A 16,429-nucleotide genomic window follows, 5' to 3' on the forward strand; every position below is an offset into this window, starting at 1 on the left:
ATATGCAGGTAATTCAATCCATAGCCGGAGGTGGATTATGAAGCTCGAGCATCTGCAGCGACTATTGGAGAAAGAACGCATGGAGCTTAACCGCATGGTAGACCAGCATGGCTTAGGGGACAACCGGGTGTTGGACAAGTCCCTGAGGCTGGATCGTATACTAAATGTATACCAGCGTACGAAGCAATCAGCACGTAGCAATTAATACGGCAATGATCTCAGCTTATATCCTCCAGAGCCTATACCATATATCACTTAATGCCGCCATCCGTGAAGGATCGCGGCATTCGCCTTTTTAGCAAGCTCATGACCACCTTAGCTTCTCCCTCTCTTGCCGCGCAGTAACTGCTGCGTGAACGAGATCCATTCCCGTGCTGCGAACGAGAGATAGCGATCCTTGCGCCAGATCATGGCCAGATTCCACGGAATCACAGAGTCTTGTAGCTGTAATACCCTAACCCGCTTAGGGTCCAGCTCCCGGCACATGGTATCAGGCAGCAGGGCCACTCCTAGCTTGGCAGCCACCATCTCGGCAATCATATCCCACTGCGAGCTTTCATAGACCACCTTTGGCTGGAAGCCACAACGAACACATTCCTCGATAATTCGATCATGGAGGGCAAAATTCTCCTGGAACAGCACGAATGAATCGTCCGCCAGCTCATTTAATGTAATCCGTGTTCTGCCCGCCAGTCGATGCTCCGGGTGCACCAGCACATTCAGCTTATCCTCAACGAAGGGAAAATACTCGAATACATCCTCTCCTGTCGGCCACACCACGACACCGATATCCAGCGCGCCAGAAGCGACATCCACCTCTACTTTCTTTGCCCCGTCCTCGAAGAGCTGCAGAGTAATCTCAGGATAGGCCTTATGGAACTCACCAATAACCTGGGGAAAAAAGCTGGCACCAATCATCGGCGGCAAGCCAATCCGAATATGACCACGCTTGAGATTCATCAGATCGCTCAGCTCGGAGGATAGATTCTGAAAGGATTTCACGATCACCTGCGCTTGTCGCTCTATCGCTATTCCTGCGTCGGTCAGTTCGACCTGCTTGCCAATCCGGTCCAGCAGTTGGACGCCCAGCTCCTCCTCCAGACTCTTGATCGTCTTGCTAATCGTAGGCTGCGTGATGAACAGGCTCTGTGCGGCCTTAGTAAAACTCTTATGGCGCGCCACCTCCAAAAAGTACTGCAAATGCCGGATATCCATAGCTTCCCTCCTGTTACTCTTTTGCTACTCTCCTGTTACTGTTTCATTATCATCCATAGCCAAATGGAATACAAAACATTCTTAATATGCATTTTACCTATGAAAGAAACTGCTGTAAAATTTTCATAACACCTCAGGAAACAAGACAGGAAAGGAGCAACCGCCCTATGAAGAAAATAGCGCAAGGTATATTGCAGATCGGAGTGCTGCTGCTATTCTCAGTCGGCATGAATGCGCTGGTGGGCTGGCTGCACTGGCCTATTCCGGGGAGCATCGTTGGTATGCTGCTGTTATTTATTCTATTGCAGACCAGAGTTATTCGCCTGAGCTGGATCGAGATCGGTGCGAGCTGGCTACTGGCCGAGCTCTTGCTCTTCTTCATCCCTTCCGCGGTCGGCGTGATGGATTATTTGCCACTGCTGGAGCATGATGGCATGAGTATATTATTCATTGTATTGCTAGGCACCTTCATTGTCATGGCAGTCACCGGACTTGTGGCTACCTTCATCTCGAAAAGAAAGGGGAGTAAAGCTTCATGATCGCGATCCTCTGTATGCTGCTCACCCTGGGCATCTATGCTATGGCCAAAAAAATGTATCGCACGCTTCCAAAGGTGTACTTGTCTCCGCTGTTGATTACGCCTGTGGCTATTATTATCATTCTGCTGCTGGCAGGTGTATCCTATCAATCCTATAATCAGGGCGGCAAATGGCTGTCATTGCTCCTGCAACCAGCTACGGTCGCTTTCGCCGTGCCGCTGTATAAATATTTTCACGTGCTCAAGAAGCATGCACTGGAGATTATCGTCAGTGTTCTGAGTGGCTCTCTGATCGCGGTACTGTCATCCCTTATGATGGCACAGTGGATGCATCTGGACGCTTCCCTGCTGCATAGCATCATTCCGCGTTCGATTACGACGCCTATTGCCATGAGTGTATCGCAGACGCTGGGCGGCAATCCGACGATTACTGCCGTATTCGTCATCCTGACAGGCCTGTCGGGCTTGCTGATCGGGCCGATGACTGTACGCTTGCTCCGTATTGATAACGAAGTCGCACGCGGTGTGCTGCTGGGCACAGGAGCGCATGGAACCGGCACCTCCAAAGCCTTCGAATGGAGCATGCTGACAGGCACGATATCTAGTATATCCATGGTGCTGGCGGCGATGTTCACCTTGGCTGGTGCTCCACTGCTGATGAGCCTATTTCAGCCATAAGCGCGGAAGCTGTTAAGACCTGTATGCAGAAGGAACTTTATGAAGCATGACTGGAAGCATAGCAGTAAATACCCATCTCATGATTATCCATCGTGGATAGAAATGTAGAAAAGCCTCTTCGTTGCCGTAATATTACGGTCTTCACGAAGGGGCTTCTCCTATTGATTAATAATTAAATGGCATGATTTACTGTACAGCAATGATATCCTAGCCGACGTAACCAGCGACCTTGGTGATATCCGCATCCACAGGCTCTACCGCATAATACAACTCTGTCTCCAGACGCTCCGTATGCTGCTGGCGCTCCTCGATGCTCCATTGATAATACTCTGCCATCAGGTCAATCGCTTGACTCTTCCACTTACGTACCCAATCAATACGGAAGAAGATAGCACCCGTCCGACGAATGAAGAAATCGACAGGTGTCACCGCCATCTCCTCCTCCAATGCATAGAGAAGAGGTACTCTGATCTCGTCTGGAAGCTCCTGCTCGCTCGCAAGCTGGCGTGGACGAGCCGCTAGCTCGAACAGGCGTGCGATATTGGAGCCATAGCGTCTGGCCCACTGCTCGGACAGCTCAGCAGCAATACCACGGCTGTTGCCTTGCTTAATGGAATCCTGTACAAACCCCTCGAACCCGGCAGATCCGCCGACATCGCCACCCGACATCTTGATTTGCTTCGTGTTCGCTTTGCTCCAGCTCTCACCCGTCTTATTGGTGAGCAATGTGCTTACGCGATCCATGACCATCTCTGCCATTTTGCGATATCCAGTCAGCTTGCCTCCAGCAATCGTAACCAGCCCTGAAGCAGACTCCCAAATCTCATCGCGGCGGGAGATCTCCGAAGGGTCCTTGCCTTCTTCATAGATCAGCGGACGCACACCTGCCCAGCTGGATTCGACGTCATCCAGGGTCAGCTTAACGTCTGGGAACATGTATGCAATAGCATTCATGATGTAGCTGCGATCTGCAAGCGTCATACGCGGATTCGCTGTATCTTCCTTATATACCGTATCTGTCGTGCCCACATAGGTCTTACCCTCACGCGGAATGGCGAAGATCATTCGTCCATCTGGCGTGTCAAAGTAGATGGCCTGCCGGAGCGGGAAGCGCTTCTGATCGAACACCAGATGCACGCCCTTCGTCAGCTGCAGCATCTTGCCCTTCTTGGACCCATCCATCTCACGGAGCGTATCCACCCATGGCCCCGCAGCATTAATAATGACGGTAGCATGAATATCGTAGCCTTCACCGGTTATCTGATCCCGAACGTGCGCGCCCACGACTTGACCGTTATTATAGAGCAGTCGCTCGACGCGAGCGTAATTGACCAGATCTGCGCCAGTCTGGGCAGCCTTCTTCATAACCTCGATTGTCATCCGTGCATCATCTGTCCGATATTCGACATAGCTACCGCCACCCTTCAGGCCATCGCGCTTGAGCAGTGGCTCCTTATCCAGGGTCTCACGTGCACTATGCATCCGGCGACGCTCGCTATGCTTCACGCCAGCCAACCGATCATATACTTGCAAGCCGATGGAGGTACTGAATTTGCCGAAAGTTCCGCCTTTATGCATAGGTAGCAGCATTCTTTCCGGTATCGTGACATGCGGACCGTTCTCGTAGACGATGGCGCGTTCCTTGCCGACCTCGGCTACCATTTTCACCTCGAATTGCTTCAGGTAACGTAGCCCCCCGTGCACCAGCTTCGTGGAACGACTTGAGGTCCCCGCTGCGAAATCCTGCATTTCCACAAGTGCCGCCTTCATACCGCGTGCCGTTGCATCTAGCGCGATCCCTGCACCTGTAATACCTCCACCGATTATCAATACATCATAATTCTTCTCTGTCATGGATTGCAGTCGCTCTCCCCTGGCATGACCAGCAAAGCTTTTGGTTGTCATGACTCATTCCTCCCGGTATCTCTGTAGTGGAATTCCCGCCAATTGACCAGACTCTGCCTGCGCATGGACCATATGCCGATGACATACGATCTGCTGCAGCTGCACGCAAAAAGAGACCATGAACAATCACTACGGCAACAGCCGAGTGCATCATGGTCTCTCCAAATCTCCTGACAGGAATATTAACTTAGTGACATCTTAACATAGTATATTGCAAAAGTGAACTATCTCTACTGCCTATTCGTCAAATTTTCACTTGAAGGCCTGCGCAGCATAGACTGCCTTCTTCCAGCCCTCGTAAAGAGCAGTTCGCTCCTCTTCCGCAAGCTCTGGCGTAAAGGTACGCTCGACGCGGACCCTGCTCTTCAGCTCCTCTGTGTTCTTCCAGAAGCCGACTGCAAGTCCGGCGAGATAAGCCGCACCGAGTGCCGTCGTCTCATGAATGAGCGGACGCTCGACTTGGGCATCCAGAATGTCACTCTGGAATTGCATCAGGAAATTATTCAGCACCGCACCACCATCGACACGCAGCTTTTTGACGCTCAGCCCGGAATCAATCTCCATCGCTGTCAGTACATCTCTTGTCTGATACGCCAATGCTTCCAGCGTTGCGCGTATGAAGTGCTCCTTAGTCGTGCCCCGCGTCAAACCGAAGACAGCACCACGCACCTCACTATCCCAGTAAGGGCTGCCCAGACCTACAAATGCAGGAACCACGTACACTCCCTCAGAGGATGTTACACGACTGGCATAAGTCTCACTGTCCTTGGCGGACTTGATCATACGCACACCATCACGCAGCCACTGGATTGCAGAGCCTGCCACAAAAATACTGCCCTCCAGGGCGTATTGCACCTTGCCTTCCTCCAGTCCCCAAGCGATGGTCGTGATGAGACCATGCGTAGAGTCTACAGGCTGGTCGCCTGTGTTCATCAGCATGAAGCAGCCGGTGCCGTACGTATTTTTGCTCATCCCTTGCTCGAAGCAGCCCTGGCCGAACAGCGCCGCCTGCTGATCCCCAGCTGCCCCGGCAATCGGCACGCTCTCCCCGAAGAAGTGATACGCTACAGTGTGCCCATATACCTCCGAGGAAGGTCTTACCTCTGGCAGCATGCTCTGCGGTATGCCAAGAATGTCCAGCAGCTCCTCATCCCAGCGTAATTCATATATATTGAACATCAGCGTTCTCGCTGCATTGGAATAGTCCGTAACGTGCGCCGTTCCACCCGACAGCTTCCAGATCAACCAAGAGTCGATCGTCCCGAACAGCAACTCTCCGCGCTCAGCCTGTTCACGCGCACCTTCAACATGGTCCAGAATCCATTTCACCTTCGTACCTGAGAAATACGGATCAATCAACAGTCCCGTCTTGCTATGGAAGAGCTTCTCATGCCCCTGCTGCTTGAGCTGTTCGCAGATGTCCGCGCTCTGTCTCGACTGCCACACGAGTACGTTGTAGACAGGATGCCCGGTATTTCTGTCCCAGACCACAACCGATTCACGCTGATTCGTAATGCCGATCCCTGCAATCTGACTCGCCTTCACCTCAGATTCAGACAGACAGGAGGCAATGACCGCCAGAATCGAGCTCCAGATTTCATTGGCATTATGCTCAACCCAGCCCGGATGCGGGAAATACTGCGGGAATTCCTTCTGTGAAGAGTAGAATACATTCCCTTCCTGATCGAACAAGATCGCTCTTGAGCTAGTCGTTCCCTGATCCAATGCCAAAATGTATTTTTCCATATGTCGTGATCCCCCTCTATGTCATACACGTTCTTCAAAATGACTCCTGCCTACTCAGCAGTCATTCCTAATACACGCACAAAAAAGGAGACCCCTCACAAACCCGTACCTCTGCCCAAGGCAGGGAATGTCTGTGTGGCTCTCCTCGTCTCCGTCACGGGTATTAACTTAATTTAAATATAATATGTTGTTGTAAGCGTCGTCAACCTGCAAATTTGAATATGTAAATTTGAAGTATCAGTGATTCGTTTCACATATTTAGAAGGCCTGCTCCTCAGGTGTGTACCATCAGAGCTTATTCGAAGAGCTACGGACTATTCATAATGCTGGATAAGCTCCTTGTTGGAGGTAGTGACCGCATCAGCCCCAGCCTCCAAGGCTCGCTCCACGTCCTCTGTGGAACGAATCAGACCGCCTGCGAGAATCGGTATACCCGTACGCTCACGGACCTCCGCGATCATATGTGGCATAATGCCAGGGAGCACCTCTATATAATCTGGCTGTGTTTTCTTCAGCAAGGTGTAGCTTTTCTCCAGAGCCATCGTATCGAGCATGAAGACACGCTGAATCGCCAGAATGCCTCGCTTCTTGGCTGTCATAATCACACTGGAGCGGGTCGAGATCAGCCCGAAGGGACGAATCTCCTGACACAAGTATTGAGCAGCATATTCATCGTTCTTCAGACCCTGGATCAGATCGGCGTGCAGAAGCATTTTTTTCTTGCCCTGACGGGCCAGATCATGGAGCATGCGCAGTTGGCCAATATGCGTATCCAGGAATACCGCTACCTCATAGTTGCTCTCCAGGAGACTCTCGAACTGCTTGACATTCTTGGCCGCAGGCACGATGTGCTGTCCGTAAAATGGCATATCACGCCTCCTTATATTCAATATACAGAACACACAAATTACATTATATATAACGCCATTATATAAAGCACCGATTTTATGTAGAAGGACCAGCTCGGTGATTATAACATCACGTCATTTATAGTTATTACCTATCGTCTACATATAATTTATATATTTTTCCAATTAAAGTCCTGTTGTTAAAATGAAATCGTCATTTCTTCATTGTCGATACACCATTTGACTCATACAGCCAAAAGGCAATTATTTTCTACAGTTTATCAGTTATTAAATGACGGCGGTATTTTTGTAAATGCAGACCAAGTAGCGGGTAATAATTTTCAAACCGATGATTTTTTCAAACGACGCTGGCTACAGCATATTAACGAAAGTGGCCTTACCCAAGAAAGCGGTAGATGCATCTGTAGAAAGAAGAACGTTGGATATCAATGCAAAATTAGATGACCAAATCAATTGGATGGAGCAAGCAGGATTTCAAGATGTTGATTGTATGTATAAATACTTTGACTTTGCCGTATTTTTCGGAAGAAAATGATGTGACCTCCTCAGCACCTCCCCTCCACTTAACACAAGCATATATCATGATCTTGCTACATACACAAAGCCCCTCTTGCAAGGGGTTTCTGTCGTTACCATTTGACAGGTGGAATTACATCTTCTATAATCAATCACAGATGCAATTGTAACATTTTTAGTTACATTAAATTTTATATACGAGTGTAGGTGTACTCATCAGATACCTTCACTCCATACAAATGAGAGGATGAATGATTATGAAAATCGCAGTAATTGGAGCCAGTGGTAAAGCCGGAAGCCGTATTCTGAAGGAAGCGCTGGATCGCGGACATGAAGTGACAGCTATCGTCAGAGATCGCGCCAAGGTTACAGAGAACGGAGTCAGTGTAGTGGAGAAAGATATCCTGTCCCTGACTGCTGCTGACCTGAACGGGTATGAGGTAGTTGTCAACGCATTTGCCGCTCCGATGGGGCAAGAGCAGCTGCACGTCGAAGCAGGCCAGGTACTGATCCAAGCTCTGCAAGGCACGTCTACTCGACTGATCGTCGTAGGCGGTGCAGGGAGCCTGTATGCAGATGAAGCCCAGACAATTCTTGTGAAGGATACTCCTGGCTTCCCGGACTTCGTATTTCCGACAGCAGACAATCAGTCCAAGAATCTGAACGATCTCAAGAACAGTGCTAATCTGAGCTGGACATTCATCAGTCCTTCTGCTGAATTCGCACTTGGTCAGCGTACAGGCTCCTACCAGCTTGGTAAGGACAACCTGCTTGTGAACTCTCAGGGCAAGAGCTATGTCAGCTATGAGGACTATGCTGTAGCCGTGGTAGATGAGATTGAGAAGCCACAGCATGTGAACACTCGTTTTACGGTAGTATCCGAGGGTTAAGGCCCTTTCGACCTGACATCAGATTGCTTAAGGTACTAAAGGCATACAGATTCGCTTAAGGTACTAAAGGTATATAGTAATGCTAGTGACGACACTCAGCCTAAGTATACACATAACGGCCTGTATCGAGCTTATCGACACAGGCCGTTTCTTATATTTATCAGTTCATACTTCCAACTATGAGTTCATCCTAACAAGGTGTATACTTCAAGCGTAATTTTCAATTTCACGTTTATTGCAGGATCAGCATACTGCTGCTCTCAACATTTCGCTTAGACTCTAGCCGTTTATCCTCATCCTTAGCCGCGCAAGAGCCATTGCTCCGCCTCCACCTTCGTTTCAAATACCCTGAAGTGATTGCTCTTATTGGCTTCCACCGCCATCTCCTTGAATCTGCCCTGATGAATCAGCTCGCCCGGGATGACTGCGGCCACCTGAAGCTGATAGTTGATCCACTTCTGAATCATTCCCCCAGCCACACCCGTGCCGAGCTTGAAAAAATCCTCCGATAACGCCTGACTGTGTAGCAGCATCAGATGTACATCATTCTCCATACTTAGAGCAACCAGATCAACAGCATCCTGTTCCTTACTCAGCGGCGGTTCTGCAGAGATCACTTCGATATATTTTGTTTCCCCATTCTGTACTACTTGATAGTTCATGGACTGTGACTCCTCCTTTTGTCTGGTGTACAGCTCTTCAAGCTCACTCTGAAGCTCATGCACCCATTTAAGCTCATTGCGGTAAAAGGACAGCAGGTTGTCAGCTATTTTGTCTGCCACCACAGCCTCGCGTGCGTTGCGACGAGGGGAAGACATCCCGCGTCGGATCTTCTCTTGCTGATATACAAGCTGTACGTTAATCCGGTCTTTATATTGCAGCAGCAGCTCTTTTAATTCCTCGTTGCTTAACTGATCCGAGCAAGCCAGTTGAACGAGAAAGGCATTCTTGAAATCGGGAACCTCCGGCTCCGAGAGAGCCCATTCCTTCAAGCCAGCAAGCCCCTTCTCTGTAATACTGTAGATTTTCTTGGAGGGAGAGTTCTCCTGATGCTGAATTTCGTTGGTTACCATGCCCTCCTCTAGCAGCTGTACCAGTGACTTATAGATCTGATTGTTGTTGCCGGACCAGTACAGGATGGTGGATTCCTCGAATACCTTTTTTAGTTCATAGCCTGTAGCAGGCCTCCAGCTGAGAATGCCAAGTATCGCATATTGTATAGACATGTTCGCACCTCTAATGTTATAGATAACTTGTGTTAATAATAACATAGGTTATTATTAACGTAAATATGTAGAAAAGCTGCCAGATCAGCATGAGTTAAAATCGTAGTCTCTCATACGGTCTGGCAGCTTCTCTATAAAATAGAATATAAGAATATAAGATTCAACAGAATATTCGAACGATGATTAACTGGCATACCCGGCGGAGGAACACTTCGTTATACAGGCTGACGGAATCCAGGCTGCCGAAGCTGCTCACTAGTCAGATCCGCATGCTTTCCAGATTCTTTCCGTTCCACAGAGGCCTTGATCGCTTCAGGTTCCTCAGTACTTTGAGCTCCCGACAGTCTCCGTGTCTTGTCTCGATAAGGATGATCCAGCTCATATAGCGCCTGATAACGGGGCGAATGCCTCAGGAGCTCTTGATGAGAGCCCTGCAGCATGATCGAGCCTTCCTCCAGAAACACAACCTGATCCATAGCGGCCGCTGCTCCCAAGTGATGAGTAACCCAGATGACTGTACGTCCTTGCAGTGTATCGAGCAGCGTCTCGGTCAGAGCGCGTTCCGTTCTGGGATCAAGCCCCGTCGTCGGCTCATCCAGTAGCACCACAGGAGCCTGTCGCAGCAAAATACGAGCCAGCGCAATCCGCTGTCGTTCTCCACCGGAGAAACGTTGACCTGCTTCCAGCATCGGCGTATCGAGGCCAAGCGGTAGCGTGTCCAGCAGAGGTCCAAGGCGCACCTGCTGAATGACTGCAGCCAACTCTTCATCCGTCGCATCCGGTCTACCCAATCGAATGTTATTAGCGATCGTCGTGTCGAACAGATACGGCTTCTGCTGCAGTACGTCTACCCTTCCCATCTCGGGCCGTCCCACCTGAGCGGCAGGGCTTCCGAAGAGGCTCGCCTGCCCACCTTGCAGAGATATAGCCCCCAGAATAACCTTGAGCAAGGTAGATTTCCCTGCTCCACTTCGTCCCAGGATGGCGATCCGGCTACCCTCTTCAAGCTGAAGAGAGATATCCTTCAATATCACATCCTCGTCCTCGTAGCCACAGGTGACATGCTCCAGGGATACAGCCAACGCTTGCGCTAGCGGCGGACGCTCCATACTCACAGCCTGTTGTATCGCACCCTGCACCTCATTCTGTTCACTCGCCTGCTTAGAAGCAGACATGAGTTCATGTCCATGAATCGGTTGAAACAGGACCGTGTCATCATTCACTAGAGTATCCTTGGTCTCGTGCAACGTTGTGGTCTTCGCTGAGTCGAGGTTATTCAGTCGTCTTAGCGACTCCTTGTATTCCGGAATCCGGTCCACCGCTTCTGGCAAAGGAATGAACGCCTCGCTTAGCGGTAGCACCATCAATACGAATGCTGCGATGAAGGTCACCGTCAGATGCCCATCAGCGGTACGTAGCCCGCTCCAGATGAGCAGCATAAGGATCAAGCCCGCAATACCCAACTGCAGCAGAAAGGTCCGCACGGATGCCCAGTCCGCCAGCTTGCGCTCCAGCTCCATTGCCGCTCGCTCATCCGTCTCGCAGCATTCAACCAGCTCCTTCGAGCGTCCACTAATGACCCAATCCGTCAATCCCAGCATCCCATCCGTCAACGTGTTATACAATGATGAACGCTGTGCTTGATGAGCAATACGGGTATCCCGGGTCCTCTTCAATGACCACCAGGGGAGCCCCCCAGCGAGCAGTAAGGTGTATAGCCCCATGAATACAGCAAAATACAGGTCGAACCAGCCAAGGAACGCTACGGCTCCCCCATACATGAATAATGCAGTGATGCAAGGCAGAACTGTTCGTAAGTATACATCCTGTAAGTGCTCCACATCGTCAGCGAGCGAGCCTAGTAGCGTCCCCGCACGAAACCGCGAGCGGAGCTGTAGCGCCTGTGGCTCCAGCACACGGTACAGGCGAACTCGCATCCCTGCAAGCATGCGCAGGATGGCATCATGGCTGCTGAGCCGTTCTGCATAGCGTAAGGCAGCGCGACCCAGACCGAAGGCTCTGACACCGACAATCGGTACGTAGACCATCAGAATATTTTCCGGGCGTAGGGCCGATTTGGAGATAAGGTAGCCAGAGGTGAATAGCAGTGCTACAGAACAAGCGGCCGTTAATATACCAAGCACGGCTGACAGGGACAATCGCCACTTCAGGCCTGCGACATGTGGATTCAACCATCCTCCATGCTGCTTCATAAGATCCCCTCCCACTGTGCGTCAAGCATGTGCCAATACGCTCCCTTAAGCTCCAGCAGTTGGGCTGGAGACCCGTCCTCTACAATCTGGCCCTGCTCGACGACGAGCACCCGTTCCATGTCATTCATCCAGTGCATCCGGTGGGTAGCCAGGATTACCAGCTTCGATTCGAACAGCTGTAGCATCATCTGCTTCAGCTCGTATTCCGTCTCAATGTCCAGGTGTGCAGTTGGTTCATCTAATAGTAACACTGGGCGATCAGCCAGCCAGGCCCGAGCCAGCGCAATCCGATGTTCCTGACCGCCACTGAGCTGTCTTCCACCACTGCCGAGCAGCGTATGCATACCATCAGGCAGTTTGGCTACAAACGGCCCAAGGCCGACTGCTTCAATGGCCTCCTTCACCCTATCATCCTCTACATCCGGGGCGTAAAAGCGTACATTATCTGCCAATGACATGCTGAACAGATAAGGGTGCTGCGGAATATAGACTACCTGACGCTTCCACTCCTGAGCGGATAGAGCAACTGCCTCGATTCGACCACGGTTGGCATAGCGTAGCTCTGCTATAGCGCTCCCGTTGTCAGGGGTCATGAATCCCCCTAACAGCGCGATAAGCGTCGACTTGCCCGCTCCGCTCTCGCCTATAACCCCTATGGTCGTCGGTCCATTCAAACGGGTCGTAATTCCAGCCAGCGCAGGGGCAGCAGCATCTTGATGCTGAACACAGACATGCTGTAGCTCAATCGTTAAGCCCAAAAGCTTGGACCCGGTTGATTGCGGAGCTGTCCTCTGCTTTTTCTGAGCTTCATGTTTATCTTGTTCTTGTTGTTCTTGTTGATCCTCGTATTCCCTGTACCCCTTGCATCTCATATGCTCCTCGCGCTCTTCTTGCTCCTCATCAGAGTGTACACGATGTAGCTCTTCATCCTGAGGACCTGAAGCTAATACCGCCCCTCCCTGAGTCCTGTCTGAGTCACGATCTGGATAAGTCTTGTTCCGTATACCATCTGGCTGTTCCACATCTAATGGATAGAAGGAGCTCTCTGACATCCGTTCTGACTGTAGCTGAATCGTCTCTGCTAGATTCGCATACAGGCTGTCTTCGGCGGATCGGTGAGAATCTGGTGAATCACCCACCTCCTGCAAGCTATCCATGAGCTTGCGAATGGATCGGCCTGCTTCTTTACCATCCATCGTAGCATGGTAATCCGCACCCATCATACGCACAGGCATGAAGTATTCCGGTGCCAGCATTAACACGATGAGAGCAGGCAGCAGCTCCATCTGACCGTTAACCAGTCTCAATCCGAGCCCCACAGCGATCATGGCGACCGCCAGCATGGTGAAGAATTCAAGCGCGAAGGAGGATAGAAATGCCAGCCTCAGCGTCTTCATCGTCGCTTGCCGATAGCGCTCACTGATGCTCTCTACCGAGGCAGCGTGCTTCTTGGATCTGCCCAGTAGCTTGAGCGTCTCCAATCCTCTGACCGAATCGAGAAAATGGTTCGACAGCTTGCGATAGACGTTGTGCTGATCCCGCGTATGCTTCCCTGCCGTCAGCCCCACCAGAATCATGAACACGATCAATAATGGAAGCATAACGGCAAGGATTACCGCTGACATGCGATCCTGCATCCATACATAGACCAATATGAAAATGGGGGTGATCCCCGCAGCTCCCATCCGGGGAAAGGTCTTCTCCACATAGGCACGATATTGCCCGATTCCCTCCCGAATCAAGGTAACCAAATGACCTGTTCCTTCCTTGGCAGACCTACGCGCACCCTGATGCAACAACCGTGTGAGCAGCTCACGCCGTAGACTCGAACCTGTGCGTTCTGCAAAATCGAATGAAATCCGTCGCACAGCCGCATCTGCTGCCTGCCTGGACAAGAAGGCACACAAGAACAGATCAATCCTTTCCAGCTGCTGGCGTAGTGACTCCCCGTCGAAGAGCCCCACGACTGCTTCAGACAGCCATTTGGCCTGCATGAGAATCGCCAGCGACTGGATGATGATCAATACGGCAATACATACAAAGGTGAGCCGCGCACCCTTCAAACGCAATACATCGTGTCCCATTAGTATTCCAAATGCCCTTTCTCATGTACCCGCTTGCGGAATACAATGTAGCTCCAGATTTGGTAGCCGAGCACGAAAGGCAGAAGGCTACATGCTACGATGGTCATGACCTTCAAGGAGTACGGTCCCGAGGAAGCATTATATACGGTCAGATCGTACATACTTCCCAGCGAGCTGACCATGACCCGTGGAAACAGCCCGATGAAGACAGAGGCAATAGCTAACGCAATCACTGTACCTGTCATCGCAAAGGCCCAGCCATCCCGGCCCTGATTAATAAAGTAGCCTGCCAGCACATAAGCAGCTGCACCCAGCACGGCAACTACAGCGAGTACTCCTCCTCTGGCAGCAAATACGTCTGTGTAAAGGAAGGTTAGTACCGCGAAGATCAGAAGCAGTGCCGCTAGCGGAATGAGCAGCTTGCCTGCCAGCTTGCGTGCGCGCTCCTGCAGGTCATCCATCGTGCGTAGCGTCGTGAACAGCAAGCCATGCACAAGGCACAGTAACGTTACCGCTGCTCCGCCAGCTACGGTATACAGGTTCACAATGTCAAAGAATCCTGCTCGCATATGCATGTCGCCATCAATGGGCAACCCCTGCATGAACGTCGCGAATACAACACCCAACAGGAATGGAGGCAGGAAGCTACCCATGAAGATCACAATATCCCAGCTCTTGCGCCAGCGTGCACTATCCACCTTACCCCGGAATTCAAAGGCTACGCCGCGCCCAATCAGGGCCAGCAGCAGGAAGACGAGCGGAATATAGAAGCCGCTGAACATCGTCGCATACCAATTCGGGAATGCCGCGAACATGGCTCCACCCGCCGTGAGCAGCCATACCTCATTCCCATCCCAGAACGGACCAATCGCGTTAATCAGCACACGACGCTGCCCGTCCGTCTTCGCAATCAATGCAGTAGACATGCCTACCCCGAAATCGAAGCCCTCCAGAAAGAAGAAACCAATGAACAGCACGGCCACCAGAATGAACCACAGCTCATTTAAAGACAGCATAAGCGCCCCCCTCTACACCAAACGGATCATGTACCGGCTGTTCGGCTTCACTCTTCAAGTCCGGCCCTTTTTTGATATATTTCACGAACAGAAACACCGTAATCGCTGCCAGCGCAGCATACGCTCCTGTAAACGCAATGATGGAGAAGAGCAGCATGCCGCTGCTGACATTTGGCGATACGCCCATTTCCGTAGTCATATATCCGAAGACCGTCCAAGGCTGCCGCCCAATCTCCGTCATAATCCAGCCGGAAGTATTCGAGATGAATGGCAGACATATGCCGAATACCATCATCTTGAAGTACCATGGCTTCGCCTGCTCCAGCTTGCCACGAAGCGACAGATAGATGCCGTAGCCGCCCAGCAGCAGACTCAGACAGCCCGCCGCGATCATAATGCGGAAGCTCCAAAAGGTCGTGCGTACAGGGGGTATGTAATTGCCCTCGCCGTAAGTCTGCACATACTCGGCCTGCAGCTCGTGGATGCCTTTGACCTCACCCGAGAACTTGCTGTAGGACAGATAACTTAGCAGCCCCGGTACCTGCAGCTCCCAGTTATTCTTTTGTTCATCCGGATCAATGAAAGCAATGACGTTCCAGCCCGCGGGGTCCCCACTTTTGCCCCACAGTGCTTCGCTTGCCGCCATCTTCATCGGCTGGGTCTTAACGAGATATTGAGCCTGGAAATGCCCTGAGAAGGCCACGCCGAAGAAGGAGATGACGAGCATGATGACTGCGATCCGAAAGGAATGACCGAATAGCTGAGCGTCCTGCTTCTTCATGATCTTCCATGCGCTAATGCCTGCTACAAGTGCACCACCTGTCATGAGCGCTCCGAAGATCGTATGCGGGAACTCCACCAATACCTGCCCATTCGTAATCAACGCGAGAAAATCGTTCATCTCGGCACGGCCATTATTAATCTGGAAGCCTACCGGATGCTGCATGAAGGAGTTCGCCACCAGAATCCAGAACGCCGAGAACAACGTTCCGATGAAGACCAGCCAGATGCACATCAGGTGCAGCTTCTTGGACAGACGCTCCCAACCGAAGATCCAGAGGCCAAGGAAGGTAGATTCCAGAAAAAAGGCCAGCAGTGCCTCTATAGCCAGCGGTGCTCCAAATACGTCCCCTACGAAGCGCGAATATTCCGACCAGTTCATCCCGAACTGGAACTCCTGAAGGATTCCCGTCACGACCCCAACAGCAAAGTTAATCAGGAACAGCTTGCCCCAGAACTTGGACATGGCTTTGTACGCAGGCTTGCCCTTGATGACATACAACGTCTCCATAATCGCAATGAAGAGTGCCAGGCTAATGGATACAGGTACAAATAAAAAGTGAAAAATCGTGGTCGACGCATACTGGATACGCGACAGCATTAACGGGTCCATGACCTTGTCCTTCCTTTCGTCTTAACGTTTTTGCATTTTGCGAAAAAATTCACATCAATTTCCGCGAAATGCGTTCTGAAAGTATTGTGTCAGAAGCCTATTTTTTTATTTGTGATAATAATCACAAAATCGGCTACAGA

General features: G+C 51.0%; 14 protein-coding genes. 5 read left to right on the plus strand and 9 right to left on the minus strand.

Annotation, left to right across the window (positions count from 1 at the left end; genetic code table 11):
- Positions 1–37: 37 nt before the first annotated feature.
- The gene (locus tag MKX74_RS26140) at positions 38–205 is read left to right on the plus strand and encodes an aspartyl-phosphate phosphatase Spo0E family protein (protein ID WP_018884011.1); all 168 of its coding nucleotides are present in this window, start codon (positions 38–40) and stop codon (positions 203–205) included.
- Between the two features lie 110 nt (positions 206–315).
- Here MKX74_RS26140 and cidR read toward each other — a convergent pair whose 3' ends face one another.
- A complete protein-coding gene (cidR, locus tag MKX74_RS26145) occupies positions 316–1,215 on the minus strand; it encodes a cidABC operon transcriptional activator CidR (protein WP_341180257.1) in 900 nt (299 codons plus the stop codon).
- A 167-nt stretch (positions 1,216–1,382) separates the two neighbouring features.
- Here cidR and MKX74_RS26150 point away from each other — a divergent pair, with 167 nt between their 5' ends.
- Positions 1,383–1,754 (plus strand): CidA/LrgA family protein, encoded by a 372-nt coding sequence (locus MKX74_RS26150; protein ID WP_025679747.1) that lies wholly within the window; start codon positions 1,383–1,385, stop codon positions 1,752–1,754.
- The gene (locus tag MKX74_RS26155; RefSeq protein WP_018884008.1) at positions 1,751–2,431 is read left to right on the plus strand and encodes an LrgB family protein; all 681 of its coding nucleotides are present in this window, start codon (positions 1,751–1,753) and stop codon (positions 2,429–2,431) included. Before MKX74_RS26150 ends, MKX74_RS26155 begins: the two co-directional genes overlap by 4 nt.
- Before the next feature lie 207 nt (positions 2,432–2,638).
- Here MKX74_RS26155 and MKX74_RS26160 read toward each other — a convergent pair whose 3' ends face one another.
- From MKX74_RS26160 to MKX74_RS26170, 3 genes are all read right to left on the minus strand, one after another.
- The gene (locus MKX74_RS26160) at positions 2,639–4,336 is read right to left on the minus strand and encodes a glycerol-3-phosphate dehydrogenase/oxidase (RefSeq protein WP_341180258.1); all 1,698 of its coding nucleotides are present in this window, start codon (positions 4,334–4,336) and stop codon (positions 2,639–2,641) included.
- 252 nt (positions 4,337–4,588) lie between these two features.
- Positions 4,589–6,082, minus strand: coding sequence for a glycerol kinase GlpK (glpK, locus tag MKX74_RS26165; RefSeq protein WP_341180259.1), 1,494 nt, complete (start codon positions 6,080–6,082; stop codon positions 4,589–4,591).
- 314 nt (positions 6,083–6,396) lie between these two features.
- Entirely contained in the window at positions 6,397–6,951 is a 555-nt protein-coding gene (locus MKX74_RS26170; protein ID WP_028589848.1) for a glycerol-3-phosphate responsive antiterminator, read from the minus strand.
- A gap of 328 nt (positions 6,952–7,279) precedes the next feature.
- On the opposite strand from MKX74_RS26170, the gene MKX74_RS26175 reads away from it, so the two are divergent.
- A complete protein-coding gene (locus MKX74_RS26175; RefSeq protein WP_341180260.1) occupies positions 7,280–7,486 on the plus strand; it encodes a hypothetical protein in 207 nt (68 codons plus the stop codon).
- Between the two features lie 238 nt (positions 7,487–7,724).
- Positions 7,725–8,357, plus strand: a complete 633-nt coding sequence (locus MKX74_RS26180) for an NAD(P)-dependent oxidoreductase (RefSeq protein WP_341180261.1) — start codon at positions 7,725–7,727, stop codon at positions 8,355–8,357.
- A 299-nt stretch (positions 8,358–8,656) separates the two neighbouring features.
- Here MKX74_RS26180 and MKX74_RS26185 read toward each other — a convergent pair whose 3' ends face one another.
- The 5 genes from MKX74_RS26185 to MKX74_RS26205 form a co-directional block, all read right to left on the minus strand.
- On the minus strand, positions 8,657–9,583 hold the full coding sequence (locus MKX74_RS26185; RefSeq protein WP_341180262.1) for a DUF4180 domain-containing protein: 927 nt from the start codon (positions 9,581–9,583) through the stop codon (positions 8,657–8,659).
- Between the two features lie 215 nt (positions 9,584–9,798).
- Positions 9,799–11,796 (minus strand): thiol reductant ABC exporter subunit CydC, encoded by a 1,998-nt coding sequence (cydC, locus tag MKX74_RS26190; protein ID WP_341180263.1) that lies wholly within the window; start codon positions 11,794–11,796, stop codon positions 9,799–9,801.
- Positions 11,793–13,880 carry an ABC transporter ATP-binding protein/permease gene (locus MKX74_RS26195; protein WP_341180264.1) on the minus strand — a complete coding sequence of 696 codons (2,088 nt, stop codon included), beginning with the start codon at positions 13,878–13,880 and terminating at the stop codon, positions 11,793–11,795. Before MKX74_RS26195 ends, cydC begins: the two co-directional genes overlap by 4 nt.
- A complete protein-coding gene (cydB, locus tag MKX74_RS26200) occupies positions 13,880–14,896 on the minus strand; it encodes a cytochrome d ubiquinol oxidase subunit II (RefSeq protein ID WP_341180265.1) in 1,017 nt (338 codons plus the stop codon). Before cydB ends, MKX74_RS26195 begins: the two co-directional genes overlap by 1 nt.
- Complete coding sequence (locus MKX74_RS26205; protein ID WP_018883998.1) at positions 14,880–16,289, minus strand: cytochrome ubiquinol oxidase subunit I; 1,410 nt, start codon at positions 16,287–16,289, stop codon at positions 14,880–14,882. The genes cydB and MKX74_RS26205 overlap by 17 nt, the downstream gene beginning before the upstream one ends.
- Positions 16,290–16,429: the final 140 nt, after the last annotated feature.

The sequence above is a fragment of the Paenibacillus sp. FSL K6-1230 genome (genome assembly GCF_038002385.1).
In the GTDB taxonomy this organism is placed as follows: Bacteria; Bacillota; Bacilli; order Paenibacillales; family Paenibacillaceae; genus Paenibacillus; species Paenibacillus massiliensis.